This is a genomic window from Bacteroidota bacterium, from assembly GCA_025059945.1.
Classification (GTDB): Bacteria; Bacteroidota; Rhodothermia; order JANXDC01; family JANXDC01; genus JANXDC01.
In genome coordinates this window covers 97886-123063 of the sequence record JANXDC010000001.1, presented here as the reverse complement: position 1 = coordinate 123063, position 25178 = coordinate 97886, and the positions used below count along the sequence as shown (strand labels likewise).

Here is a 25178-nt window from a genome sequence, read left to right as displayed (position 1 = left end):
TATGCCCAAGTTGGAGCGAGTCGTCCTCGGGGTAACGGGCAGCATCGCTGCTTACAAGGCGGCGGAGCTTGTGCGTCTGCTGAAGCGGCAGGGCTTGCAGGTACGCGTGCTCATGACCCCGACGGCGACCCGCTTCATCTCCCCGCTTACGCTGGGCACGCTGGCCGAATCCCAGGTGCTGATCGAGCTTTTTCCACCTCACGAAACAGGCTTAGAGGGCTCTTGGACGCAACACGTTCACCTGGGCCGGTGGGCGCAGCTTATCGTTGTGGCCCCTCTTACGGCCACCACGGCGGCCAAGCTCGCCTGGGGCATGGCCGATTCCATGCTCACGGCCACCCTGCTTTCGGCCCGCTGTCCCGTCTTGCTCTGCCCCGCCATGGACGAGGACATGTACCGGCATCCCGCCACCCAGGCCAATCTGGAGCGCTTGCGCGCGTACGGCTACGTCATCATGGAGCCCGAATACGGCCCTCTGGCCAGCGGCCTGGAGGGCTGGGGCCGCATGCCGGAGCCGGAGGCGATCGTGGCCCGTATGCAGGAGCTTGCGGAGGTGAACTTGCGCTGGCAAGGTCGGCGCGTGCTCGTCACGGCCGGCCCCACGGTGGAACCCATCGATGCGGTGCGCTTTATCAGCAATTTCTCCAGCGGCAAGATGGGTTTCGCCTTAGCCGAACAGGCCGCGCGCCGCGGAGCGGAGGTGGTGCTCATCACGGGGCCCGTGTACCTGCCCACTCCTGCTGGGGTGCGGCGAATAGATGTACGGACGGCCGAGGAGATGCTGCGGGCCGTTCAGGCGGAGTCTGAAGCCGACGTCGTGATCATGTCCGCGGCCGTGGCCGACTTCGCCCCCGCCCATCCGAAACCCGGCAAGATCAAAAAAGCTCAACACACCGGCGGCCTGCAGCTGCGACTGCGCCCCACACCGGACATTCTGGAATGGCTTGGCCGGCACAAGCGACCCGGACAGCTTCTTGTGGGCTTTGCGCTGGAGACGCAAAACGGCGAGGCCTATGCGCGCGACAAACTACGGCGCAAGAACCTGGATATGATCGTCCTCAACAACCCTCACGAGCCCGGCGCCGGTTTCGGACATGACACCAATCGGGTGACCGTCTTCTTTACCGATGGGCGCACGCGCATCCTGCCGTTACAGCCCAAACGAGCCCTGGCCGCTGAGCTACTCGATCTGATCGCCTCCGAGTTGGACTCCTGATCCTCCCACCCTCGCCTTTCGCCTGCCCGTACGCCCCCGGGGCCTCCAGAAAATAAAAAAGCCCCCGCCCTCTCGGGCAGGGCGGGGGCGGGCAGAGAACTCTCCCCTCAGTAGTCCATCGGCGGAGAGGTGGCGGGCTCCTTCTTCTCCTCCGGCTTCTCTACAATCACGGCCTCCGTGGTCAGCAGGAGGCCAGCCACGGAAGCGGCGTTCTCCAGAGCCACGCGCACGACCTTGGTGGGATCGACGATGCCCATCTTGTACATGGACCCGAACTGCTCCGTGCGCGCGTTGAAGCCGAAGTCCACCTCTTGGGCCTCGATCACCTTCTGCAGGACCACCGAGCCCTCCCAACCGGCGTTCTCCGCGATCTGCCGCAGTGGCTCCTCCAGGGCCCGACGCACAATCGAGACGCCGATGCGCTGATCCGGGTCCTCAAGCTGGAGCTCATCTAGCTTCTTGATGCACCGGACGAGCGCCACGCCACCACCGGGCACAATGCCCTCTTCGACCGCCGCCCGCGTAGCGTGCAGAGCGTCCTCCACACGCGCCTTCTTCTCCTTCATCTCCACCTCGGTTGCGGCCCCGATATTGATCACGGCCACACCGCCGGCCAACTTAGCTAGGCGCTCCTGCAGCTTCTCCCGGTCGTAATCGGAGGTGGTCTTCTCGATCTGCGCCTTGATCTGCTGGATACGGGCCTTGATGTCCTCCTTGCGGCCGTAGCCCTCCACGATCGTGGTGTTATCCTTGTCTACGACCACTTTCTTAGCCCGGCCCAGGTAGTCCAGCGTCACGTTCTCGAGCTTAAAGCCGCGCTCCTCGGAGATCACCTGCCCGCCGGTCAGGATGGCGATGTCCTCCAGCATAGCCTTGCGGCGATCCCCAAAGCCCGGCGCCTTGACGGCGCAGACCTTGAGCACGCCCCGCAGCTTGTTCACCACCAGCGTGGCCAGGGCTTCGCCTTCCACCTCTTCAGCGATGATGAGCAAGGACCGGCCTGCCTGCACAATCTTCTCCAGGAGGGGCAGCAGGTCCTTCATGGAGCTGATCTTCTTATCATGGATCAAGATCAGGGGCTCTTCGAGCTCGGCCGTCATCTGATCGGCGTTGGTGATGAAATACGGGCTCAGGTAGCCCCGATCGAACTGCATGCCCTCGACGAACTCAAGGGTTGTCTCGATGCCCTTGGCCTCCTCGACCGTGATCACGCCGTCCTTGCCCACCTTCTCCATCGCATCTGCGATGAGCCGGCCGATCTCCTCGTCGTTGTTGGCCGAAATGGCCGCCACTTGCGCGATCTCTTCCTTCGACTGGATCTCCCGGCTCAGCTCGCGAAGCCCCTCGACCACTTTGGCCACGGCCTTCTCGATGCCGCGCTTGAGCTCCATCGGATTGGCGCCAGCCGTGACGTTCTTAAGCCCCTGTGAGAAAATGGCCTGCGCTAACACCGTGGCCGTCGTGGTGCCGTCTCCGGCCACGTCCGAAGTCTTCGAGGCCACCTCACGGACCATCTGGGCCCCGATGTTCTCCAGCTTGTCCTCCAGCTCCACCTCCTTGGCTACCGTCACCCCGTCCTTAGTCACTGTGGGGGCCCCGAACTTCTTCTCGATGATCACGTTGCGGCCCTTGGGACCCAGGGTGACCTTCACCGCATCGGCCAGCTGATCGACCCCGCGCTTGAGGGCCGCACGCGCTTCGCTGTCAAAGTAAATCCACTTTGCCGCCATAGTGCCTCATCCTCCTATCGCTATGGTTTTCTTATTTTTCGATGATGCCGAAGATGTCCGATTCCCGCATGATGAGGTACTCTTCCCCGTCGATCGTGACCTCGGTCCCAGCGTATTTGCCATACAGGACCTCATCACCGACCTTAACGGTCATTTCGATCTTGACCCCGTTTTCGATCTTGCCAGGTCCGACGGCCACCACGGTGCCGCGCTGGGGCTTCTCTTTGGCCGTGTCAGGGATTACGAGCCCACTTTTGGTAACCTCCTCCGGCGGAGCGGGCTTAACAATGACGCGATCGGCGAGCGGACGAATGGCGACCTTCTCGGTTACGGCGACCATATACATGCCCTCCTGTATTGTGCTTGGGTTGCGTTCCACCGATTGACGCCGACCTGCGTTAATAAAAAGCGTGCCAAAGCCGATTGGCTGTCTGTTTTGGCAGATCGCGCTTCGGAATTGACAGGCTTCCCTGACAAGGCGTGAGCCCCTCAGGAGGACCTAGCTCTCCAGGAACCCGCTTAGTCTGGGATACGGATCCGAAGCCAGAATCCGATTTCTTGACAGCCCTTCAGCGCTTGGCCTATCTTTGTTTCCAGGGGGCCGTTAGCTCAGGTGGTCTAGAGCGCTACCTTGACACGGTAGAGGTCAGTGGTTCGAGTCCACTACGGCCCACGCATGCAGGGGCTCCAATGCCTCGCTGGAGCCCCTTCTGTTTTAGGGCGCCCAGGCTATTCCGTCCGGCTCCTGACCGGTGCGAAAACTCGCCACAAGGCGTAAAGCGTCGAGCGCTATCACGTGCACCCGGTCCGCATAGCTTGCCGCCACAAGAGCATATCGGCCATCGGGAGAAAGGGCCAACCCGATGGGCACAGGGCTTTTCCCGAAACGGGAGCCAAAGAGCCGGCCCGGGGGCACGTCGGATTCTGGAGCGGGGATCCGAACGCGACCCAGAAGCCGGCGCGAAGCGGCCTCGAAGACCGCCACTTCGCCGCTTTCGGCGCATGAGACAAGCGCCCGAGATCCGTCGGGCGTAAAGGCGATGCGTATCGGGAAGCCCGGACAAGGGAGGCTATCGAGCACGCGCAGCCCATCTGGGTCTAGAATGCTGATCGTATGCGCGGCCCGGTTCGTAACCCAAAGCTCGCGCGCACCCGGTCGCAACGCGATACCTTCGGCGCCCGCCCCGGTGGGCACCTGGGCCAGAAAGCGGCCTGAGCGCACCTCTAGAGCGCTTATCGAACCTGATCCGATGTTGGCGGTAAAGGCCCGTCCTCGGCTGGGATCGGCCGCGACCATGTGTGAAAGACGAGCCTCCGTGGGGATGGCCCCCAACACGCGGCCCTGGGAGAAGGACACAAGGAGTAGACGAGCTTGGGCCTCGGCGGTGACCAGCAGCGTGTCACGTCCCCACCAGGCCAGACCATGCGGGCGGCTGTACGGGGCAAGCTCGATGCGCCGGATGGGCTCTTGGCCGCCCAAATCCAGCACCGCGAGCGCCGATCCGGGCTGCTGGGCCGTGCCGTAGAGCGCGACCACGGCCCAGCGGCCGTCCGAAGAGAGCAGTACCTCATGTGGCCCCTCTCCAAGCTGCCAAGTCGTCTGCACTGAACCCGTGCGCAGGTCTATACGCCACACCGTGCCGTCGGTTTTGTTGAGCACAAGCGCCGAGCCCGAAAAGTCCTCTGCCGCTCCAAAAGCCCACAACAACAACCCTAGTAAGCGCATCGCTTCCGCTCCCGCTTCCGTCCCCATAGCAGCGCAACACCCCGCCCCGCCGGGTGGGGTGTTGCGCTGCGGTCAGCCCATGCCTTTGCTCACGGCAACGCGTACAGCAGCCGGGCCGTGATGAGGCGTCCGATCTTGGGCGCTCCGATGTACTGCCGGTGCCGATGATCCAGGGCGTTTTGCACCAGCACATCCAGGCGCAGGCCGCGCACAACGGGGCTCAGGTCATAGCCTGCACCCACGTCCAGCAGAAAATAGTCTTCAACGCGGCCGCTAAAGATGCCGGAGCGCACCTCGAAGCCGTCTACGTACTGTCCCGTTAGGCTCAGCGACCATCCGGCCGGGGCCGCGTACTCGGCTCCGGCTCGGGCTTTGATTCGGGGCGCGTTCATGGCGATCTCCCGCCCCGTACCGGGCTCACCCAGCTCCTCGTCGTCGAAGTACGTATCGCTTAGCCAGGAGAGATTACCCCAAAGGCTCCAGCGCGGGTTCGGATACCACTGCAGGGCCAAGTCGGCTCCGTAGTAGGAGACGCGTCCAAAGGTGATGTAGCTCAAGAGCAGCTCGGGTTTGCGGTTGGGGTTGAAGTTCTCTTGGGGTTCGATAAGCCCGATCGGGTTGGCCGCTATGGAGGCGGCGGCCTGCCGGTAGATGGCCGCAAGCTGCGCGCGGGTCAGCCCGAAGGCGCGCAGTTCGGCGTCCGTGAACGCGGCCGCCACGGCGTTGGCCAGGTCGTCCGGAAGGCGGGGCACAGCAACCAGCGGCGTAAAGGGCTGTAGCTCGCTCAGGAAATTGCGCTTGCGCGTGTAGTACAGATCCAGGCTCACGGCCAGCCGACCTCCAAACAGGCCCTTGTAGCCCAGTTCCCAGCTGTTGGTGATCGTCTGCCGAGCCTGGGGCACGTTCTCCAGCCGCGTCACGGGCCGGCGTTGGGCGTCGATCATAGACCCGGCGGAGAAGCCCGTGATCTGGGGGGCTCGGCTCAAAAGCAGCGTGCGCAACGGGGCTAGCGGTTGACCCGAAGCCGTGATGGCGCTCGTTACGGCTGTGTAAGCCACCTGAAGCGGGATTCCGATGCCGGGCCAGGCGCGCACCCCGGGGATAAAGCTTGAGGTCTGGGGCTGTGCCGCGAAGGTCCAGCCATCGACCGTGCCGACCCCGCGGACACCGAAGGGCCCGCGGTCCTCGATGAAGAGGTCGATGAAAAAGTTGATGCCGGCCGGGGTGGTGAAGGCCCGATTATAGGTGGCCCGGAGGCTGTGACTTGCGGAGGGCTTATAGACCAGACCTACCCGGGGGGAGAACTGCACCTTACGGATCACGTTGTCGCGATCCAGGCGCCCCGTCAACACGAGGTCCAGATTTGAAAGCAGGCTGGTCTGAGATTGCAGGTATCCGCCGAGCTCCACCATGTTGTCCCGGTCCTCAAAGCGACCGTGAATCGTGCCTCCGGTCCGCGGCACCGTACGGCGGTAGTCCAGGCCCAGGACGAACTGCTGTCTGTCGCGCCACATGGACCAGCTGTATTGGGCTTGGCCCGAGGTCAGAAAAGAACGTTCGACCACGTCAATGGGGCTGCGATAGAAGTGCGTCTTGCCCCCGTCGTTGCCTGTGTAGAAGATCTGAGCAAAGAACCCACCGGCCCGCAGGCGCAGCTGTGCGTATCGAACGGAGAAGTCCTTGACCGCGTTCTCCCCCGTGTTGGCGAGCACCGTCTGCCGGAACTGAGAGTATCCGGCCGTGCCGGTCAGCATTGCATCCGAGCCCAGCCGGTATTGCAGCGTTAGGCTAGCGTAGCCGTTGTAGGTCGTATAATCGCGCCCTCCCCATTTGGGGTGGATGGCATCCAGCATGGCCTTGTCGTGCGGATCATTCGGATCCAGCTTCCAATCTTCGCCTCGGCTATACTGGCCGACGATCTTGTAGGCGAACCGGTTGCCCAGGATCGCCGCATGCCGCAGGGCTCCTTGGAAGATGGCGCGCTGTCCGCCCCCAACCATAAGCGAGGTCCCGGGATAGGCGAAGGGGTCTTTGGTGATAAAGTGCACCACCCCCTGCTCGACACCGGCCCCGTAAAGGGCCGAACCCGGTCCGCGCACGACCTCTATGCGGGCTACATCCAGGGGCGAAATGGGCATCGCGGAGTACTCGTTGATGCCCAGGCTGGGCGTGGTGGCCTGTCGGTAATCGACCAGCGCATACGTCTTGGCCACAAAGACGGTGTTGAAGCCGCGCAGGGAGATCTGGTATCGGTTCAAGGCGGACTGAGAAACGTCCACGCCGGGCACGGTCCGAAGCACCGCCGCTGTGTTGGGCAAGGCGTTGCGTTCTAGCTCGCGCGCTTCGAGCACGGATATCGACATGGGCGCGTCCAGGACCTTCTCGGGCCTGCGCGATCCGGTCACCACAACGGGATTGAGCAAAAGCGGGGTGGCCCGAAGAGCGAAATCCACGGTCAACGTCCGACCGGCCTCTAGCGTAACGGGGCGCTCGGCCTCCTCATAGCCCACAAACCGCACCAGGAGCCTATAGGAGCCGGCTGACGCCTGCAGGCTATAACGGCCCTGCACGTCGGTTGCGGCGCCGGCAGCGGGAGCCTGTTCCCCTGAGCGCACAAGCAGAACGTTTGCGCCGGGCAGGGGTTCGCCTGTGCTCGCATCCACAACCTGACCTTGAACCCGGGCAGGTTGGGCCCAGGCTGCTGGCGCCAGGCTCAGGGCGCCCAGCCCAATCGCGATCGGGATGATCATCCAGCGCATACGAGCCTCCTCCTTGCCGGATAAAGACTGCCCCAATGGGGCTAAATAGCTAAACGTGACCACGACATGATACGGGCTTTTTAGGCCAGGTGCAAGCGTCCCGCCTCCCACGCCCGAAGCCGGCGCTCCAGCCACTGGGCCGCCTCGTGCACCCGGCTTCGATAACGCGTCAAGGCGGCTTCCGGATCGCGGCCTAGGTCCGGGACGAGCAGCCAAAACCCCTCCACGGGCACGCGCCAGCTCTCCGCCATAGCGCTCAAGACCCGCTCCTGGCGCCGTCTGGAGGCCGCCGAATAAGGGTCCTCGCTGAGCTCGTTGGCCCCGAAGTCGTCGATCACCCAGGCGCGGACGGGCCGCTCAGGCAGAAGACGGCGCACGCGACCCCAAAAACGCGGGGAATCCTTGGTGGCCCCGACGTCGGCGGAGTTGGCCAAGTAAATCGGCGCTGGCTCGGCGGCGGCCTCCTCCGGCCTCGGATCGGAGGCCGAAGGCCAGCGCAGAACGCGCACCGGAACGCCCCAGGCCTCTAGATGGCGCAAGAAGGCCTCCGTAGCCTCCGCGTAGTGGTCTGTGGCGATGAGCAGGCGCAACCCTGGATGACGTGACCACCGCTCCAACAAAGGCCTCCAAATCGGATCCGGGGCCGAGGCCTCTAGATAAGCTCCCACAAAGCGCCGGGCCCGCCTTAAGAGCTCTGGCTCGATCGCCGCTCCAGCCGGATGCGAGCGCACTAGCTGCCGCGCAATAAGCGCGCCGTAACCTATAGCGCTGGTGCTCCCCTCCTGCCAGGTGGGGATGACGATCTCACGCCAGAAGCGCTCGGGGTCTTCTAGCCCCGACTCGGCTAGGCCCGCCTCCTTGAGCGCGGCCCGAAGCGAGTCCGGACGGCCGAAGGCCACAGAGGTGGCGCTCAGGGTGCCGGACCAGTCCAGGATCACCCAACCCACCTTCAAGCGGGCGGCCAACTCTCCATGCGGTAGGCGCTGTCCCAGAACATCCATTCCAGGCGAGCTGAGGCCTCAAAAGCCCTCTGCATGAGGGCGCGCGTCCGCTTAGAAGCTCCCGCCGCGAAGCGGTCGGTCATCGCGATCGCCCGCTCTACCCAGCTTGCGAATTGCTCGCTGGCGTACGTGTCGATCCACCGCCGATACGGGTTATCGGGGCTTGCCTGCGCATATATGGCCCGCCCCACCTCCCGATAAATCCAAAAGCAGGGCAGCAGCGCTGCCATGCCCTCCTCGAGGCTGCGGCAGGCAGCCGTGGCTAGCAGAAAGTTCGTGTACGCAAAACAGGCCGGACTTTGGACCTGGAGGGGCTTCCGAATGCCCAACTCCCGGAAATAGCTCTCATGCAGGGCACGTTCCACCTCGACGGCCCCCTGGGCGAAGCGCGCAAAGGCCAGCACGTCTTCGGCCTCATGGGCCCGAGCGGCCATAAGGGCCAGGGCCCTGCCGAAGTCAACCAGATACAGCGCATCCTGCTGCAGGTAAAAGGCAAAGCGCTCACACGCCAGTTCGCCTCGCGCTAGCTCCTGGTTAAACGGATGCCGCAGAATGGCGTCGTAAATCGGCTCAATCGAACGCCAAAGGCTTTCGGAGATCCGCATACCCCCTACTCCCAATACCGATAAAAATGATGCACCGGTCCGCGTCCGGCCCCGAGCTCGTAGACGGCCCCGTATCGGAGAGCTTCGCTTAAGAAGGCCTTGGCCAAGCGCACGGCCTCGAGCAGCTCATAACCCCGAGCCAGATGGGCCGCGATGGCCGAGGAAAGCGTGCAACCGGTTCCGTGCGTGTTGCGGGTTTGGATCCGCTCCGCCTCCAACCACACGGGCTCCGGAGCCGAGCGCCAAAGCAATAGATCCGGGCTCGTCGAGCCCCCCAGGTGCCCTCCTTTCAGAAGCACCGCCTCCGGGCCGAGCTCCAGCAGTTTGCGCGCCGCATCCGGCATCTCGTCTCGGGACCGGATGGCTTGGCCGAGCAGCACCTCGGCCTCCGGCAGATTGGGCGTGATCACCGTGGCCAAGGGCAATAGGCGTTCGCGAAGCGCCTCGATCGCCGCCTGCTCCAAGAGCCGGTCTCCGGACTTGGCCACCATGACGGGGTCCAACACCACGGGGGCGGCTCCGTATCGGCTGAGCCGTTCGGCCACGGTTTGGATTACGGACTCCGTATGCAGCATGCCGATCTTGATCGCGTCGGCCCCGATGTCCTCAAGCACGGCATCCAGTTGGGCTCCGATGAAATCCGCGGACACGGGGTAGACGGCGCGCACTCGTTGCGTGTTCTGCGCCGTAAGAGCCGTGATCACGCTCAGCCCATAGCAGCCGAGCGCGGAGAAGGTCTTCAGATCCGCCTGTATACCGGCCCCGCCTCCGGAGTCGGAGCCGGCGATCGTAAGCGCTCGCGCATATCGCTTGCTCATCTCTGTTGTTCTCCTCTCCAGGAGGCTCGTTCGGTCTCGAAGCGCTCGATTTCCCGCTGCAGCGCCTGCGCCGCTTCGCGCGGGTCCGGAGCGGCGCAAATAGCGGAGACCACGGCGATGCCGTTGGCCCCAGCCTCAAGAACGAGGCGCACGTTGTGTGGCCCGATTCCGCCTATCGCAACGAGCCGATGCCGGGATCGGCGACGCGCCTCGGCCAACCCCTCTAGGCCCCAGGCCCCCTTGGTGTCGGTCTTCGTGGGTGTCGGGAAGACGGGGCTGATGCTCAGATACGAGACCTCGTAGGCTTCCGCCTCTGCAAGCTCCTCCATGCTCTCCACCGATAGCCCGATGATCGCCTCCGGACCCAAAAGCCGACGTGCGTGTTCATAGGGCATATCCTGCTGTCCGATGTGCACCCCCTCAGCCCCGACGGCCAAGGCCACGTCCACGCGGTCGTTGATGATAAGGGGCACCCCCAGGGGGCGGAGCAGCGCGTGCAGGCGTTCGGCCAGCTCGACGTATTGGCGCGTGCTGGCCCGCTTTTCGCGAAGCTGCACCATCTTGACACCCCCTCGGACGGCCTCCAACACGACCTCCTCCAGAGGTCTATTGCCGATCAGTTCGCGATCCGTCACCAGATACAGCCATGGCATAAGACCTTACTCCATGCGAAGCCGCCCTTGGATGTCCGCTTCCGAAAGCCGGTAGAGGGCGTCCAGGAAGCGCACCTGAAAGCTGGCGGGGCCCTCAGCCCCCTCGGCGGCCAATTCGCCGGCGATCCCCATGACCGCCATGGCGTGCGTTGTGGCCTGCGCGAAATCGGTGTTAACGGCCACGAACGCGCCGCAGAGGGCGCTAGCCGTGCAGCCCATCCCCGTTACGCGAGGCATGAGGGGATGCCCGTTGTGCACGGCCCGCACCTGCCCGCCGGAGGCGATGTAATCGACGCGCCCGCTTATGCAGATCACGCAGCCCAGCTCCGAGCTCAGTTTGCGCGCCAACCCCACCACGGACTCGGAGTCCAGGGTGCTATCGACCCCCTTGGTGCGCACCTCCACCCCGGCAAGCGAGGCGATCTCCGAGGCGTTGCCCCGGATCACGGTGGGCCTGGCGCGCTCTATGAGCATCCGCGCCGTTTCGGTTCGATAGGGCGTCGCCCCCACTCCAACGGGGTCAAAGACGATCGGCACTCCGCGTTCATGGGCGCGCCCCATGGCGCGCTCCATAGCCCGCACCCACGGGGGGCTTAAGGTGCCGATGTTGACCACAAGCGCCCCGGCAAGCTCCACCATGGCTTCGACCTCCTCTTCGGCGTGCGCCATGACGGGCGAGGCCCCGATGGCCAATAGCGCGTTGGCCGTGGTGTTCATGACGACGTAGTTCGTGATGTTGTGCACCAGCGGCGATCGAGACCGAATGGCCTGCACATCCGCCCACAGGGCGCGCACGGCTTCCTCGCGCATAGCAAACCTCCTCATTAGCTAGTTGGGTCTGCGGGGGATATTGGGGATGAGGCTAGGGGGACAAAGGCGCAGACAAGTCCATAATCTGGCCCCGTATTCCCTTCGCCGGCATTACCCGGATCAGGTTCAAAGGGTATCCTCTCAGCCCTGCCCTGATAGCGGGGCACCCCCAACGGAACCCAAAGGAAAGTAGCAAGGAAAGCTCACTGCAGGCAATCGTAGGCCGGAAAAACGGCGTGGGGCTACTCCTCCGGCAACACGAGCGCCAGCAGCAGGTACACCAGTATCCCCGTGCCAACGCTAAAGAGCGTGAGCGCAGCGTAGACCGCGCGCACCAACGTGGGATCGAGCCCAAAGTAGCGAGCCAGACCTCCGCAGACCCCAAGCAGCTTGCGTTCCGTGCGCGAGCGCGCTAGCTGAGCCATCGCCATACCTCCTAATCGCGTATCGGGATTTGGCGCGCCCGCGCAGAGGAGCTTGAGGCTGGGGGCATAATCCACCAGAGCACCAGATATAGAGGGATGCCCGTGCCGCTAAAAAAGAGGGTGAGCACCACAAACAGAAGCCGCATCAGCGTGGGATCAATCCCAAAGTATTCGGCGATCCCGGAGCAAACACCGGCGATCTTTCCCTGCTGGGATCGCCGCAGACGCCTGGGTTGGGGTGGACTTTCGGCCGCTACAGGGGGGTCCGGACTAGGGCGAGGACGTCGAGGACGCGCCAACACGCCAAGCCCCAGCAAGAGGATCAAGACCCCACCCAGAATGGGGAGCGCGCGCACAAGCCCAGAAAGATCCCAACCGATTGGAGCCCCGATCCGCTGGGCTAGATACAGCAGGCCGGCCGCGATCAGAGCCAAGCCGGCAAACGTAGCCAGCCTCGAGGGCCCCTCGGGTGTTTGGGTTTGCTCTAGCCTCCGCAGATACGCCTCCACTTCGGCTTCGGAGGCGGTAAACGTTTGGGGATGGAGCTCCTGCATGGTGGCCTCTCCTTGTGCGCACCAACGAGATACAGGTGTTTGTACGCGTTCAAGGCCTTTGGGGTTACGGGCGCCAAACGCCTTCTTCGGTTACCAGCGCATGCACGGGCACGTCGTACGGCTCCGAACAGAGGCGCTCCGCTACGCAGGCCTCGTAGACAGGGGCTACCAAGAAGGCGCCCTGGCCCCGTAGAGCCCGGTCGTAGTAGCCCTTGCCGTATCCGATCCGGTATCCCAACCGATCCGCGCCCAGCGAAGGGACCACAATGAGGTCAGGCGCGAAGGCACCCAGATCCCATGACTCCGGTTCCTCGACACCGTAGGGACCCAAACGCCAGCGGGTGTCGGGGTAAACGGTTCCGAAGTGCAGCGTTTGATTTGCCATAACGGGCGCTAGCACGCGTTTGCCCGCCGCCCAGGCCGCCGAAAAAAGGGGGCCCACATCCACCTCGCGACGAGCGCGCAGGGGCCGATAAAGCGCCACCACACGAGCCCGGCTCCACTCGGGAAGTGCAAGCAGATGATCTCTGATGCGGGCGCTCCGCTCGACGTATTCTGCCTCTTGTAAGGCGGCTCGATAGGCGCGGCAATGCGCCCGCCAGAGGGCCTTCTGGATCATGGCTTTAGGGCATGCGGACCAGATGGTGACGATCTGGATTCAGGGCGTGCTCCGTAAGCCGCTCCCGGAGCGATTCCGGCCCCCAGCGCAGCAGGGCGTATGCGGTGCTCCAGACGCGTTCCTGTAGCTCCCCTTCGGGCGCAACATGGGACAGCAGCCGCAGTAGCTGCGCAAGCAGCTCGGCGTGACGACGCCGTTGCGCGCGCCGGGTGCGCACCTCTAGCGCCTCCAGCTCCTGGAGAATACGCGCTCGGGTCCGCCCCCAAGCTCCCTCAAGCGTGGGATCCAGCTCCCGCACGGGGGCGAGCAACTGCTCCAGGCCAGCCTCGATGGCCGCGCGCGCGGCCGAGAAGGGAACAGACAAGGGGGCGTACCGGGCCAGCAGGCGCTCCTGCAACAGCTCCGCGCGCTCAAAGAGCTCGACAAACCGCAACCCCAGTCGTTCCAACAGACGCAGGGCTGCGGGATCTAAGAGCGTCGCGCTCAGGCGTGGCCACACCACGGGCGGTCTAAGCCCAAAGTGCGGATACAGGGCCAGAACTTGGGCCCAGTAAGCCACCTCAGCCGGGCCGGCCACGTAGGCCACCGTAGGCAGCAACCAATCTTGCGCCAGGGGCCGCAAGGCGACCCCGGGGCTTATGCGCTCCGGCTCAATGCGGACGCGATCCAATAGTTCCGCCTGCGTCCAGCTGCGATCTGTGCCGCGCCAGCGCACCCGCGCATCGGGCTCCGGCTCCAGGGCCCGTCGCTCCCCGTCGGGCTCCATCCAAAACAGGCCTATCGGTCGCGGGCGAAGCGGCAGTTCATAGCCTTGGGCGCTGAGGCGCTCGGACTGCTCCCGCAGCGACCGGAAGACCTGGGGCCACTCTCGAAGGACGCGCACGAAAAACTCCTCCCAAAGCCTCTTAAGAGCCGGATCAGCCGGATCAAGCAGCACCAGTCCGGTATCCGCAAAAAGGCCGTACAACAAGCGCGCAAACGCCTCACTCCAAGAACGCCCCGGCTGGTAGGCGGCCTCCAGTTGAGAGCGCACCGGCCCAGCATAGGGGGTATCGGGCAGCCGGCTCCAAAGCGCGCCCAGCCAATCGGAGATCTCCTCAGGCAACAGGCGCGCGCACATGGCTATGGGACGCTCCTCCTTGAGCTGAAGATGGGCCCGCATCAGGGTCCCATCGGCGGGCCAGGCCAGCTGATTGACCTCGCGCAGATCATGATCCTCCCCCTCAAGCCAAAAGACGGCCACCACAGGCCGATCCGGATGCCGTTCCTGCACGGCCTGGCGCAGCTGCAGCGCGGTGAGGATCTTGTAGAACGTGTACAACGGCCCTCCCAGCAGACCGACCTGCTGGCCCGTTACCACGGCCAGAGCCTCAGGATGGGCTAGAACGCGCGCCGCCGATTGGGCCTGCGCGTCTCCCCCGAGCCGACGCACCTGCGCCAGGAGCACTTCGGAAAGCGCCCGAAGATGGGCGCGTCGCCCGTCTTGGGGAACCGCAAATCCGCCGGCCCGCCAATCCGCGTAATGGGGACCCAGCCAAAGGGCGCGTAGGCTCTGCTCGGCCCGCAAATAGGCGCGGAAAAGCGTATTGGAGGGGATTGCTTGCCAAGAACAGGCCTCCTCGATATGCGTCGTCGAGAACCCTTCCATGATCACTTCTCGCCCTAGGTAGGAGGACAAGATAACCAAAAACCCGCGGCTACTTCATGAGGACCGCCGAGGCACCTTGTTTTGCTCTTCGACCCTGCGCAATTTGTGCTGAAACAAGAGGAGAGCCCCGATGGGCAGACGTCTTATCCTGCGGCTGGCCACCCCGGCCCTTTGCCTTTTGGGCTGTCAGACGCAGGAAGAGCCTACGGCCTGGGTGCGGTTTGTGCACGTCAACCCAGAATACGCGGCCACGGTCGACGTATGGGCCGGCAAAAAGCCCGCCTTCGTGGGGGTCACCTACGGCGATGCCACCTCGTATGCGACCTTCTTGACGCAGAGCAGCTTTCAGGCTTTTCCGGAGGGCCGCCGCGCTCCGGCGCTTTTCGCCATAAGCCCCCGCATGGAGGCGGAGCGTAAATACTCGCTATTGTTTCTTTTTGGAGTGCCCAATCAGGCCCTCGTGCTACCAGACGATACCACGGCGCCTCCATCCGGACAGGCCTACGTGCGCTTCGTGCACGCCGCCTTAGGGGTGGGGCGGCTGCTCGTCACAGACGCCCCCCTTCGAGGCGGAGGCGGGCAGCCTCGTCTGGAGAGCCCACAGGAACTCCTCATCACGCTCCGACAAGCGGGTCACGTTACGGGCTATCGGGCCTTTCAGGCCGGAGACGTGGTGCTGTACCTAAGCCCCGATGGGGTGCGCTCAACGGTAAGCGCCCGCTTGTCGCTGCGCTCCGGCAGCCTGTATACGGTCGTGATCACCGGTAGCGGTAACCTGCAGCACGGCCTACCTTTGCGCTTCCGCTCCTACGAACACCTGCTCATTCCGTAGCCGATCCGGACGAAGAGGGCACTTTGAGCTCCAGACGGGCGATCTCAAAGGCCGCCCCGCACCCCCGACAGGAGGAGCCGCAAGAAGCCTTCTTCCGCCGAGGGGCCGCTTGCAGCAGACGGCGCATGTACCCGACGAAGTAGGCAACGGCCCATAAGCCGAGAGCCGCAATAGCTGCATATTGCCCCATTTCGCTTAGCATCAGGCCCCCAGGACGCGTCCGATCTGATAGACCAACAGGGTCACGACGTAGGCCAGAACGTTCATGTAAAGCAACAGGAGAAGCGGCCACTTCCAGGAGCCCGTCTCCCGACGCACCACGGCCACGGTGCTCATACATTGGCAGGCCAAGGCGAAGAAGACCATCACGCACAGCCCTACGAGCCAATCGTATGCCGGAAGTCCGGTGGCGGGATCCTGGGCTTCGCGCAGCTGCTGCCGCAGGGTGAGGGAGTTTTCATCGGCCTCGCCAACGCTGTAGATCGTCGCCATGGTGCTGACGAAGACCTCCCGGGCGGCGAAAGAGGTAATGAGGGCGATTCCGATCTTCCAGTCGAACCCCAAGGGCTCGATGACGGGCTCTATGAGGCGCCCCAGCCGTCCTGCGAAGCTTTGCTCCAGCTGCTCGGCCGCCTGTTGACGCTCCAGGTTCAGACGAGCCTCCTCCGTTGGGGCCTGCGCCTTGAGCTGCGCGTAGCGTTGCTGGAGCTCTTCCGAGACGGGAAAACTCGCCAGAAACCAAAGCAGAATCGAGATAGCCACGATGATCGGCCCCGCCTGCACGACGAAAGCTTGGGCCCGGTCCCCCATCTGCCAAAGCACGTGCTTAAGCGAGGGAAGCTTGTATGGGGGTAGCTCCAAAATGAAGACAGGCGCCTGCTCGCGCGCAATCAGGCGCTTCATGATCCAGGCGGCCAGCAGGGCCATAACGATACCCAATAGGTAAATACCCAACAGCGTCAGGCCGGCCGCGCTAAAGAGGCCCGCGATGCGCTTCTCAGGGATGAAGGCCCCGATCATGAGCGTGTAGACCGGAAGCCGAGCGCTACAGCTCATAAGCGGCACCACGAGGATCGTAATGAGCCGGTCGCGCCAGTTCTCGATCGTGCGCGTGGCCATAATGGCCGGTATGGCGCAGGCGAAACCGCTCATGAGCGGCACTACGGAGCGCCCATGCAGGCCCAGACGCGACATAAAACGGTCCATGATAAAGGCCGCCCGGGCCATGTAGCCGGAATCCTCAAGCAGGCCGATGAAGAAGAACAACACCATAATCTGGGGTAGAAAGGTGACGACCGCTCCGAAGCCGGCTAGTATGCCGTCCGCCACCAGGCTAGCCAGCCAGGGGCCCGGCAGGTGGGCGCGGGCGCGCTCCTGGGCCCATCCCACGAGGGCCTCGATGCCCTGCATGGGATACTCGGCCCAGGAGAAAATGGCCTGGAAAATGAGCGCAAGCAGCGCAACAAACAGAACCGGCCCCCAAAATGGGTGTACGAGCACACGATCAAGCCGGTCGGTGATCGTTTCGCTGACCGTGCGGACGCGCTCCGTAGCTGCCTGAGCCAGCTCCTCCAGCCAACGATATCGGTACGCAGCCTCGACGGAGCGCCAATCCAGGCCCGCCTGTTCTAAGACGGCGCGAGCTTGATGCACCAAGGCGCGCAACCGCTCCCCTTGCGGCCTTCTGGCCCATCGCTCCAGGGCGTGATCATCTGTGAGCACGCGCAGGGATTCTGCTACATGTACGCGCTCATCTAAGGCCGTATATGGGTCGAACCACTCTCGATCGATCTGCCGGCAAGCGGCCTCCACCGGCTCAGGTGGCCTCCATTGGCTCGGGGCTGGACGCGATTGGCGTAGCAACTCCTCTATCGCCCTGCGCAGCTCGGCGATTCCACGACCCTTATCGGCTCGGATCGGCACCACGGGCACCCCCAAGCGCTCCTGCAGCACCTGCGGATAGACCTTGATCCCCTTAGAGGCCGCCACGTCGAGCATGTTCAGCGCGATAACGGCCGGGATTTGCAGGTCCAACACTTGGGTGGCCAGATACAGATTCCGCTCAAGATTGCTCGCATCGACGATGATCAGGGCCAAATCCGGAAGCACGGGCTCCTCGGGAGAGGCGCCTATGGCGGTCTCGTAGGCGATCTGCTCATCAAGCGACTTGGGGTTTAGGCTGTACATCCCGGGCAGATCGAGCAACTCAACCGTGGTGCCATCGGAGAGCCGAAACCAGCCCGAGCGGCGTTCCACGGTCACCCCGGGGTAATTGCCGACCTTCTGCCGCAGGCCCGTAAGGGCGTTGAAGAGAGAGGACTTTCCAGAATTGGGGTTGCCCACCAAGATGGCCCGCACCGTGCGGGCCTCGGCGCGCACGGTTGGAGGAGGAGTCATGTACAGAGCTCCACCTCTACGGCCTCCGCCTCGCGCCGGCGAATGGACAACAAATAGCCGCGCACGCGGATCTCCATGGGATCCCCAAGTGGGGCGAAGCGCACCACCTGGACCTCCGTTCCCTCAAGCAGCCCCATCTCCAAAAGCCGCACGGTGGCCTCCGGGCGCAGACGCCGCACCACGGCGCGCATGCCGGGTCTCAGACGGGCTAACACAGTATGGGAGACGCGCATAACCGAACCCTTACTGAAGCGGCATCACCCAGACGGCGTGAGCCAGCCGCCGGCCTATGGCCAGCCGGGCATCCCGAACGCATACCAGGATGGGATCGGGCCCTCGCAGCACCGCCATACGCTCCCCCTCTGCGAGCCCCAGCTCGCGCAACCGCGTCCCATATCGGTCATCGGCGATTCGGATGACCTGCACCTGGCTTCCCACGATACACTCGGCAAGCGGCACCATTAAACAGGGCTCCAAATTTAGACCAAATCTAGGATGAAGACATCAAAAAAACGCCCTCTTTTTCCACTTAGGGTTCAGCCGGTAGGGGGTTGGGCAGAGGGCCGATTCGGGCAATTCTCACGACGGCAGTGTCCATAAAGTTCCAGCGAATGATGCGTCACCTCGAAATGATACACCTCCTCTACGAGCTGCTGGATATCCTGCAGCCGCGGATCGCAGAACTCCAGCACCTGTCCGCAATCTAGACAGATCAAGTGGTCATGCTGCCGATATCCATAGGAGCGCTCGTACTTGGCTTGGTTGCGGCCGAACTGATGCCGGGTGACGAGGTTACACTCCCGAAGCAACTCTAGCGTGTTATAGACCGTGGCTCGGGACACGGTACTGCCCTTTTGCCGAAGCCGCAGGAAGAGCTCATCGGCGTCGAAGTGACCGTCGATGGCGTACACCTCCTCCAGCACGGCAAAGCGTTCCGGAGTCTGCCGCAGGTTTTTGCGTTGAATGTAGGTCCGAAAAATCTCCCGAACCTCGCGCAAGAACGCCTCTGGATACGAGGAGCGTTTCATAGGCGTCACAGAAAATACAGCTGTAGAAAGATTCGGGTCAACCTATTGCGGAGTTTCTCATCGAAAATGCGCACATACGAAGCGCCCCCTCACGACCTCCCAAGCGGCTTCCAGGACGATTTCGAAAGGCTCCTCGGCCCGAAGGCGCACAACTCGATCCGGCTCGCGCTCCCAGATCCAACGATAGCCGGCCTGCACGCGTTCGTAGAAGGCCTCCTCGGCCTGTTCAATTCGATCGGCCATCTGGCCCCGCTTGCGCGCCAACGCCACCTTAAGAGGCGCATCTAACCATAGGGTGAGATCCGGTTTAAGCCCGCCGGTGGCCAAATCGTTAAGCTCTGCACAGCGCTCTGGTCCCACGACCCCCCGACCAAACGCTTGATACGCCATGGTGGAATCCGAGAAGCGATCCAAGAGCACCCAGCGGCCCTCGGCCAGGGCGGGTCGAATGCGACGGAAGGTGAGGTCCGCTCGCGCGGCCAAAAACAGAAACAGCTCTACCGTAGGGCTTATCTGGCCCTTAGGTTCCAGCAAGAGCTGGCGTATGCGCTCGGCTAGATCCGTGCCCCCCGGATCCCGCAACGCGAGCACCCCAAGGCCCAGACGCTCTAGACGCTTCTGGAGCGCGGCCAGAAGCGTACTTTTACCGGATCCATCAAGGCCCTCGACGCTGATCAGGCATCCCGACACGGACACAAGGTAGCACAAATCCGCCAAAACGACGCAAGCCCGAAAGCCCAAGCCCGGTGACGCGCAAAACAGAGGGTGCAATTTTTTTGTAACCGCACCTTCTATCCGCACACCCTCTCTATTTTTGAGTGACCTTAGGTGCGGGAGATCGCTCTATGTGGCGATGTGTGACTCTTCTGGGGATCGCCTATGCGCTTTCCCATCCTGCTAGCGGGCAGATCGTAGCCACTCGGATCAACGGGGCCATCGTGCTCGACGGACGGATACAAGAAGCCGCTTGGGAGGGCGTACAGCCCCTTACGGGGTTTCGTCAAAACAACCCCCAAGATGGGGCCGAGCCGACGGAACGCACCGAGCTGCGAGTCGGCTTTGACGAGCGCTACCTGTACGTGGCCTTCGTTTGCTTCGATTCCGAGCCGGAGGCGATCATCGCAAACGCGCTGGAGCGAGATGCGGAGCTCAACCAGGATGATCACGTCACAATCGTGCTGGACACGTACTTGACCCGGCTAAGCGGCCTTGGCTTCAGCACCAACCCCAACGGAGTGCGTCGGGACTTTGCGATCTTCAACGATGCGGCCGAGCGCATACCGCTGGATCCGAACTGGAACACATTCTGGGACGTGGCCACGGCGCGGGGCGATTGGGGGTGGTCGGCTGAGTTCCGGATCCCTCTTTCCAGCCTCCGCTATCAGGTGCAAAACGGCCAGGCCCGTATGGGCTTTATCGCCTCGCGCATGATCCGGCGCAAAAGCGAACTCGCATTGCTGCCCCATATCGGACGCGAATTTCGCAACGCGCAGTGGCGCGTCTCCCAAGCCGCGGACCTTATCTTGCCCCTGGATCGGCCCTCTCGCCCTCCGTTTTACCTCACCCCTTACGCCTTGGGCGGATACGGACAAGATGCCCGCCCGGCGGGGCTCGGCTACCGCATGGATCCCCGGTGGGTGCGCAACGTGGGCCTGGACGCGAAATACGGGCTTTCCTCCAACCTTACGCTCGATCTTACGGCTAACACGGATTTTGCTCAGGTGGAAGTGGACGACCAGCAGATCAATCTAAGCCGGTTTTCCATCTTCATTCCGGAAAAACGGGACTTTTTCCTGGAGTACGCCAGCCTCTTCAACGTAGGGTTTTTGTTTCGAGTCGGCCAACAGCAAAACCGGCTCTTCTATAGCCGCAGCATCGGCATCGAGCAGGGGCAGCAGGTACCCATCCTGGGCGGAGCGCGCCTGACGGGCCGCGTAGGCGACTGGGAAATAGGGCTTATCGAGATGCAGACCGGAGCCGTGCGCAAAGCGGATCTTAATGTGGGCTCGCGCAACTTCGGTGTGCTCCGGCTCAAACGCCGGGTGTGGAACGAAAACTCCTTCTTGGGCCTGCTTTGGACCTCGCGCTTGGATCTGGATAGCCGCTCTTGGGATGCGACTTACGCCCTAGATGGGCTGCTGCGCTACTCAGGCACGCACTACCTATCGTTCCTGGCGGCGCAGACGCGCAACACCGTAGAGGGGCGTCCTCAGGCGCCCGGCTGGGACAATGCGCTCGTGCACATAAGCTTAGAGGACCGCCGCAACAGCGGCTTTACCTATAACGCCATGCTCAGCTACGTCGGCGACAGCTTTGAACCCCGCTTAGGGTTCTTGGTGCGTCGAGGCTACTACCGGGCCGCGGGGGAGTTCTCCCAGTACTTCTTCCAGCCCGCCTCATCGCCCGTGCGCAACTTCATGCTCAACTTCGATCCGACGTTCTTTTGGAACACACGCGGACAGCTTGAAACGGCCGAGATCACCCTTGGCTGGGCCACGGACACCAAAACAGGTGCCCATATTCACCCCATGCTCCAGTACACCTTCGATAGGGTGCCCCGAGCCTTCCTTATCTACGCCCCCAAGAACATCCGCATCCCGGCGGGTCGGTATCGATTCTGGACCCTCGACTTTCATGGCTTTCTGGGGGGCGCAAGCCGGCTTTCGGGAAATTGGCGCATCAATGTCGGCTCTTACTACGGTGGATGGCGCTGGTCCAGCAGCCTGTCGCCCTCTTGGGTCCTGAACCGCCATCTTGTCCTGGGCCTGCAGCACAACCTGGGCTATGCCGACCTGCCCGGAGGGGCGTTTACCACCCAAGTTTTGCGCCTGCGGGCGCAATACGCCTTTAACGCCCAATGGACGGCCAAGGCCTTTGTGCAATACACCTCGGCTCTGCGTACGGTGGACGTAAACTTTCGACTTCGCTTTACCCCGCGCGAAGGGGTAAACCTGTACGTGGTCTATAACGAGACGCTCAACACCGAGCGCGGGCGCACCAGCCCGGCCCTGCCCTGGACGAATAGCCGCGCTCTGATGCTCAAATACAGCTACACATTCGGATGGTGAGCCTACCAATCCCGCTCCGGCCGGCGCGGAGCAGCCCGTGCTAGGCGGCGCTGAACGCGATCCAGCGTGCGCGCTTCCTGCTCGCGCAGACTCTCCAAGAGCCGCTCTGCCGTAGCGCGGTCGATCTGCTCCGGCCCTTGGGGGGCCGGATTGGCGGCCGAGGCGGCCTCTGCATACGGACGCGGACGCGGCAAAGCGTCCAACGCCAGTGTGTCGGAGACAGCAGGGCTTTTGTTGCGGCTTAGCTGACGCCAAACCCATTCGTAGTTAAACCGAACCTCGCGCTCGGGGCCGCGCATCAGGGCCTGTCGATACGCTTGCAGGGCGGCTTGGGCTTTTCCGGAGCGGTACCAGGCGTTTCCGGCGTTGTAGGCCGCCCGGGCTTGGTTCTCCGGAAGCCGAAACCGGTGCAGAGCGCTTTCGAAGTAAGCTGCCGCCTCCTCGTAACGCCCCGCCCGATACGCCGCAACGCCGGCTTGAAAGTCCGCCAGCGCCTGAGGATCTTCCCCAGGAAGCCCGATGACCTGAGCCTGAGCCGCTGAGGCGCCCCAAAAAAGCAAGGCGAACAGCGCAGCGCCTCCCCTTACGGGCAGCCGAAACCCGTACCAATAGCCCCACCACCCTAGCAGGCTCAGGATCAGAAAGGGGGCCACGTGGATGTCGCGCTCGTATCGGGCCCGAACCGAAGCGAACTGTCCGGGTAACTGGCGCAGGGCCTCGGCGAGCTCCAGGATATGTTCCGCGCGCAGGTAGCGACCTCCGGTCTGCTGCGCGATCGTGCGAAGCCGATCGGCCTCCAGGCGCGTGCGCACCTCGGCCCCTGAGCGATCTCGTTTGTACCGCTCCGGGGGTGAGGCCTCCGGCAACGGGATCGGGACCGGTTCCGAAGAGCCCACCCCGACGGTGAACACGGGTATGCGAGCCCGCTGAAGCTCTCGCAGGACGGGCCCATAGCGGTTTTCATGATCCTCGCCATCGCTTACGAGCACGATGGCGCGCGCCCGAGGGCCTTCAAGAGGCGAAAAAAGCTCCTGGGCTCTGGCCAGGGCCGCGCCGAAATCGGTGCCCTGTACGGGCATCCAGCTTGGATCGAGCGCATCTAGCAACAATCGGATCGGTTCCGGATCCGACACAAGGGGGCATTGGGGAAAAGCCGTCCCCGCAAACGCAACAAGCCCCCAGCGCGCCTCCGGAAGCGCCTCTAGAAGCAAGCGCACGGCTTGACGGGCCTGTTCCAGACGCGTGGGCGCACCATCCTGGGCATACATGCTCAGCGACAGATCGAAGGCCACCACGACGTCGGGCCCGCGCTGGGGCGCATGTCGAAGCCGCATCTTGCCAAGCGGCCCCAGGAGGGCAATCCAAGCGCTCACGAGGGCCAAAGCCAGCATGAACAGGCGCTCCCAGCGCACCCGCAGCCGCTGTCCATAGCGGGCCCAGAGGGCCGGGTCCATCCAACGCCGCATGTCCCGTAGCCGACGCCGTTCAAAGGCCCAGCCTAGGGCGAGCAGCACGGGGATCAGAAAGCCCAGCCACAGAAACTCGGGATGCGCCCACATCAGTATCCGATCGCCGTATCCTCCCCGCGGGGGTCGGCCCCCCCGTAGAGCCGTCCGTCGGGCCCCACCAGGATCCCGTCAGCCCGTCCGGAATAGCCCGGACGTTCGCGCAGCTCCCAACCCCGACGTCGCAGGTTTTCGAGCACGTCCCGGGGCAGGCCGCGCTTTTCGTAAAAGAGCACATCCGGCAGCCACTGATGGTGAAAACGCGGGGCGTCGATCGCCTCCTGGATGTTGAGACCAAAGTCGATGACGTTGACCAAGATCTGAAAAACCGTCGTGATGATGGTCGCCCCTCCGGGGGTGCCGATGACCAGGAAAAGCCGGCCGTCTCGGGTCACGATCGTGGGCGTCATGGAGCTCAACATCCGCTTGCCCGGCGCGATGGCGTTGGCCTCCCCGCCGATCAGGCCGAACATGTTCGGCACGCCCGGCTTGGCCGAGAAGTCGTCCATTTCGTTGTTCAGCAGAAAACCCGCCCCCTCCACGGCCACGTAGGAGCCATAGCCACCGTTGAGGGTGGTGGTGCAGGCTACGGCGTTGCCCTCGGCGTCCACGATGGAGTAGTGGGTGGTCTGCTCCGATTCATATCGATGCGGCTGACCGTGCCGAACCTGCGCGCTGGGGGTTACGCGCTCCGGGTCGAAATCCCGCATCCGGTCATGCGCATAGGCTTTGCTGATAAGCTGGGATACGGGGACGGGATAAAAATCCGGATCCCCCAGGAACTCGGCCCGATCGGCGTAGACGCGCCGCATGGCCTCGGCCATCAGGTGAATGGTGCCGGAGCTCAGAAAGCCCATCGCCTTCAGGTCATACGGCTCTACCATGTTAAGGAGCTGCAGCAGGGCCACCCCGCCGGAGCTCGGCGGGCCCATCGAGATGATCTCATAACCCCGATACGTGCCCCGTACGGGCTCCCGCCAAAGGGGCCGATAGCGGGCCAGGTCTTCGTGCGTGATCAGCCCTCCGCCGCGGCGCATCTCGGCCACCAACAGATCGGCCGTTTTGCCTCGGTAGAAATCCTCTCGACCCCGATCGCGGATGCGCTTGAGCGTTTCGGCCAGGTCGCGCTGCACAAGCCGATCCCCCTCTTGCCAGGGGCGGCCGTCGGGGTGCAGAAAGTATTTGCGCGAACCGGCAAAGCGCCGGAAGTACGGGGCGGCTTCGTTGAGGTTTTCGGCCGCGATCCGGCTCAGCGTAAAGCCCTCCTCAGCCAGCCGGATTGCGGGCTCCATGACCACGGCTCGGGGCAGCCGACCGAAGCGCTCGTGCGCCTCCAGCAGGCCCGCCACGGACCCAGGCACCCCGACGGCCAGATGACCGATTTTGCTCTTCTCCGAGATGTATTCGCCGCGCTCATCGAGGTACATATCCCGATGCGCCTTCAGGGGGGCCGTTTCCCGGTAATCGAGCGTGTAAACAGCTCCGTCCCGAAACCGAATCACCATAAAGCCCCCACCCCCCAAGTTGCCCGCCTCGGGATAGACTACAGCCAGAGCGAACCCTACGGCTACGGCCGCATCGACGGCGTTGCCCCCCCGTTTGAGGATCTCCACGCCGGCCTCAGAGGCCAGGCGATGGGCCGAGACGACCATGCCGTTGCGGGCTTCCACGGGGCGCCGTTGAGCCCAGCCCCAAAGCCCCTGGCACAGGAGCAGACCGAGGACAACGAGCGCACGCATGCCTGACATCGTCACACCTCCTTGCCGCTTAGCCACCAGAATATG

At 63.5% G+C, this 25178-nt stretch carries 23 protein-coding genes, 1 tRNA gene and 1 riboswitch; of the genes, 4 read left to right on the top strand and 20 right to left on the bottom strand.

Annotated elements, in window-relative coordinates; all coding sequences use genetic code 11:
- The first annotated feature begins 1 nt into the window (after position 1).
- Positions 2-1216: a bifunctional phosphopantothenoylcysteine decarboxylase/phosphopantothenate--cysteine ligase CoaBC gene (gene coaBC, locus NZ993_00565; GenBank protein MCS7154290.1), complete on the top strand. Its 1215-nt coding sequence runs from the start codon at positions 2-4 to the stop codon at positions 1214-1216.
- 107 nt (positions 1217-1323) lie between these two features.
- On the opposite strand, the gene groL is transcribed toward coaBC, so the two are convergent.
- Positions 1324-2946, bottom strand: a complete 1623-nt coding sequence (groL, locus tag NZ993_00560) for a chaperonin GroEL (GenBank protein ID MCS7154289.1) — start codon at positions 2944-2946, stop codon at positions 1324-1326.
- Between the two features lie 31 nt (positions 2947-2977).
- Positions 2978-3286, bottom strand: a complete 309-nt coding sequence (gene groES, locus NZ993_00555) for a co-chaperone GroES (protein MCS7154288.1) — start codon at positions 3284-3286, stop codon at positions 2978-2980.
- A 258-nt stretch (positions 3287-3544) separates the two neighbouring features.
- Between groES and NZ993_00550 the strand changes: the two genes are divergently transcribed.
- Positions 3545-3619 (top strand) — tRNA-Val (locus NZ993_00550).
- 42 nt (positions 3620-3661) lie between these two features.
- Here NZ993_00550 and NZ993_00545 read toward each other — a convergent pair.
- The 11 genes from NZ993_00545 to bshC form a co-directional block, all read right to left on the bottom strand.
- Positions 3662-4672 (bottom strand): YncE family protein, encoded by a 1011-nt coding sequence (locus NZ993_00545; GenBank protein MCS7154287.1) that lies wholly within the window; start codon positions 4670-4672, stop codon positions 3662-3664.
- 89 nt (positions 4673-4761) lie between these two features.
- Positions 4762-7431 (bottom strand): TonB-dependent receptor, encoded by a 2670-nt coding sequence (locus NZ993_00540; GenBank protein MCS7154286.1) that lies wholly within the window; start codon positions 7429-7431, stop codon positions 4762-4764.
- Positions 7432-7511: 80 nt separating this feature from the next.
- Positions 7512-8384: a hypothetical protein gene (locus NZ993_00535; protein ID MCS7154285.1), complete on the bottom strand. Its 873-nt coding sequence runs from the start codon at positions 8382-8384 to the stop codon at positions 7512-7514.
- The gene (gene tenA / locus NZ993_00530; GenBank protein MCS7154284.1) at positions 8381-9037 is read right to left on the bottom strand and encodes a thiaminase II; all 657 of its coding nucleotides are present in this window, start codon (positions 9035-9037) and stop codon (positions 8381-8383) included. Before tenA ends, NZ993_00535 begins: the two co-directional genes overlap by 4 nt.
- A 5-nt stretch (positions 9038-9042) precedes the next feature.
- On the bottom strand, positions 9043-9855 hold the full coding sequence (thiD, locus tag NZ993_00525; protein MCS7154283.1) for a bifunctional hydroxymethylpyrimidine kinase/phosphomethylpyrimidine kinase: 813 nt from the start codon (positions 9853-9855) through the stop codon (positions 9043-9045).
- Positions 9852-10508 carry a thiamine phosphate synthase gene (gene thiE, locus NZ993_00520; protein MCS7154282.1) on the bottom strand — a complete coding sequence of 219 codons (657 nt, stop codon included), beginning with the start codon at positions 10506-10508 and terminating at the stop codon, positions 9852-9854. The genes thiD and thiE overlap by 4 nt, the downstream gene beginning before the upstream one ends.
- Before the next feature lie 6 nt (positions 10509-10514).
- Positions 10515-11318 (bottom strand): hydroxyethylthiazole kinase, encoded by an 804-nt coding sequence (gene thiM, locus NZ993_00515; protein ID MCS7154281.1) that lies wholly within the window; start codon positions 11316-11318, stop codon positions 10515-10517.
- A gap of 79 nt (positions 11319-11397) precedes the next feature.
- Positions 11398-11499, bottom strand: a riboswitch (TPP riboswitch).
- 61 nt (positions 11500-11560) lie between these two features.
- Positions 11561-11743, bottom strand: coding sequence for a PspC domain-containing protein (locus tag NZ993_00510; GenBank protein ID MCS7154280.1), 183 nt, complete (start codon positions 11741-11743; stop codon positions 11561-11563).
- Positions 11744-11754: 11 nt separating this feature from the next.
- Positions 11755-12297, bottom strand: a complete 543-nt coding sequence (locus tag NZ993_00505; protein MCS7154279.1) for a PspC domain-containing protein — start codon at positions 12295-12297, stop codon at positions 11755-11757.
- 64 nt (positions 12298-12361) lie between these two features.
- Positions 12362-12916: a 5-formyltetrahydrofolate cyclo-ligase gene (locus tag NZ993_00500; GenBank protein MCS7154278.1), complete on the bottom strand. Its 555-nt coding sequence runs from the start codon at positions 12914-12916 to the stop codon at positions 12362-12364.
- Positions 12917-12920: 4 nt separating this feature from the next.
- Complete coding sequence (bshC, locus tag NZ993_00495) at positions 12921-14564, bottom strand: bacillithiol biosynthesis cysteine-adding enzyme BshC (GenBank protein MCS7154277.1); 1644 nt, start codon at positions 14562-14564, stop codon at positions 12921-12923.
- A gap of 130 nt (positions 14565-14694) precedes the next feature.
- Here bshC and NZ993_00490 point away from each other — a divergent pair, with 130 nt between their 5' ends.
- Positions 14695-15396, top strand: coding sequence for a DUF4397 domain-containing protein (locus tag NZ993_00490; protein MCS7154276.1), 702 nt, complete (start codon positions 14695-14697; stop codon positions 15394-15396).
- 201 nt (positions 15397-15597) lie between these two features.
- On the opposite strand, the gene feoB is transcribed toward NZ993_00490, so the two are convergent.
- The 5 genes from feoB to tmk form a co-directional block, all read right to left on the bottom strand.
- Positions 15598-17793, bottom strand: a complete 2196-nt coding sequence (gene feoB / locus NZ993_00485; GenBank protein ID MCS7154275.1) for a ferrous iron transport protein B — start codon at positions 17791-17793, stop codon at positions 15598-15600.
- Complete coding sequence (locus NZ993_00480) at positions 17790-18026, bottom strand: ferrous iron transport protein A (GenBank protein ID MCS7154274.1); 237 nt, start codon at positions 18024-18026, stop codon at positions 17790-17792. The genes feoB and NZ993_00480 overlap by 4 nt, the downstream gene beginning before the upstream one ends.
- A gap of 10 nt (positions 18027-18036) precedes the next feature.
- Entirely contained in the window at positions 18037-18255 is a 219-nt protein-coding gene (locus NZ993_00475; protein ID MCS7154273.1) for a ferrous iron transport protein A, read from the bottom strand.
- 74 nt (positions 18256-18329) lie between these two features.
- Complete coding sequence (locus NZ993_00470; GenBank protein ID MCS7154272.1) at positions 18330-18821, bottom strand: transcriptional repressor; 492 nt, start codon at positions 18819-18821, stop codon at positions 18330-18332.
- A 57-nt stretch (positions 18822-18878) separates the two neighbouring features.
- On the bottom strand, positions 18879-19517 hold the full coding sequence (tmk, locus tag NZ993_00465) for a dTMP kinase (GenBank protein ID MCS7154271.1): 639 nt from the start codon (positions 19515-19517) through the stop codon (positions 18879-18881).
- A 149-nt stretch (positions 19518-19666) separates the two neighbouring features.
- On the opposite strand from tmk, the gene NZ993_00460 reads away from it, so the two are divergent.
- Positions 19667-21889: a carbohydrate binding family 9 domain-containing protein gene (locus NZ993_00460; GenBank protein MCS7154270.1), complete on the top strand. Its 2223-nt coding sequence runs from the start codon at positions 19667-19669 to the stop codon at positions 21887-21889.
- Positions 21890-21891: 2 nt separating this feature from the next.
- Here the strand turns inward: NZ993_00460 and NZ993_00455 are convergent, their stop codons facing one another.
- Positions 21892-23448 (bottom strand): VWA domain-containing protein, encoded by a 1557-nt coding sequence (locus tag NZ993_00455; protein ID MCS7154269.1) that lies wholly within the window; start codon positions 23446-23448, stop codon positions 21892-21894.
- A complete protein-coding gene (gene ggt, locus NZ993_00450; protein ID MCS7154268.1) occupies positions 23448-25142 on the bottom strand; it encodes a gamma-glutamyltransferase in 1695 nt (564 codons plus the stop codon). The genes NZ993_00455 and ggt overlap by 1 nt, the downstream gene beginning before the upstream one ends.
- Between the last annotated feature and the right edge of the window lie 36 nt (positions 25143-25178).

Coding starts and splice junctions, on each gene's coding strand:
- coaBC (MCS7154290.1), top strand. CDS start 2: ATGCCCAAGTTGGAGCGAGTCGTCCTCGGGGTAACGGGCAGCATCGCT.
- groL (MCS7154289.1), bottom strand. CDS start 2,946: ATGGCGGCAAAGTGGATTTACTTTGACAGCGAAGCGCGTGCGGCCCTC.
- groES (MCS7154288.1), bottom strand. CDS start 3,286: ATGGTCGCCGTAACCGAGAAGGTCGCCATTCGTCCGCTCGCCGATCGC.
- NZ993_00545 (MCS7154287.1), bottom strand. CDS start 4,672: ATGCGCTTACTAGGGTTGTTGTTGTGGGCTTTTGGAGCGGCAGAGGAC.
- NZ993_00540 (MCS7154286.1), bottom strand. CDS start 7,431: ATGCGCTGGATGATCATCCCGATCGCGATTGGGCTGGGCGCCCTGAGC.
- tenA (MCS7154284.1), bottom strand. CDS start 9,037: ATGCGGATCTCCGAAAGCCTTTGGCGTTCGATTGAGCCGATTTACGAC.
- thiD (MCS7154283.1), bottom strand. CDS start 9,855: ATGAGCAAGCGATATGCGCGAGCGCTTACGATCGCCGGCTCCGACTCC.
- thiE (MCS7154282.1), bottom strand. CDS start 10,508: ATGCCATGGCTGTATCTGGTGACGGATCGCGAACTGATCGGCAATAGA.
- thiM (MCS7154281.1), bottom strand. CDS start 11,318: ATGCGCGAGGAAGCCGTGCGCGCCCTGTGGGCGGATGTGCAGGCCATT.
- NZ993_00510 (MCS7154280.1), bottom strand. CDS start 11,743: ATGGCTCAGCTAGCGCGCTCGCGCACGGAACGCAAGCTGCTTGGGGTC.
- NZ993_00505 (MCS7154279.1), bottom strand. CDS start 12,297: ATGCAGGAGCTCCATCCCCAAACGTTTACCGCCTCCGAAGCCGAAGTG.
- NZ993_00500 (MCS7154278.1), bottom strand. CDS start 12,916: ATGATCCAGAAGGCCCTCTGGCGGGCGCATTGCCGCGCCTATCGAGCC.
- bshC (MCS7154277.1), bottom strand. CDS start 14,564: ATGGAAGGGTTCTCGACGACGCATATCGAGGAGGCCTGTTCTTGGCAA.
- NZ993_00490 (MCS7154276.1), top strand. CDS start 14,695: ATGGGCAGACGTCTTATCCTGCGGCTGGCCACCCCGGCCCTTTGCCTT.
- feoB (MCS7154275.1), bottom strand. CDS start 17,793: ATGACTCCTCCTCCAACCGTGCGCGCCGAGGCCCGCACGGTGCGGGCC.
- NZ993_00480 (MCS7154274.1), bottom strand. CDS start 18,026: ATGCGCGTCTCCCATACTGTGTTAGCCCGTCTGAGACCCGGCATGCGC.
- NZ993_00475 (MCS7154273.1), bottom strand. CDS start 18,255: ATGGTGCCGCTTGCCGAGTGTATCGTGGGAAGCCAGGTGCAGGTCATC.
- NZ993_00470 (MCS7154272.1), bottom strand. CDS start 18,821: ATGAAACGCTCCTCGTATCCAGAGGCGTTCTTGCGCGAGGTTCGGGAG.
- NZ993_00460 (MCS7154270.1), top strand. CDS start 19,667: ATGTGGCGATGTGTGACTCTTCTGGGGATCGCCTATGCGCTTTCCCAT.
- NZ993_00455 (MCS7154269.1), bottom strand. CDS start 23,448: ATGTGGGCGCATCCCGAGTTTCTGTGGCTGGGCTTTCTGATCCCCGTG.
- ggt (MCS7154268.1), bottom strand. CDS start 25,142: ATGTCAGGCATGCGTGCGCTCGTTGTCCTCGGTCTGCTCCTGTGCCAG.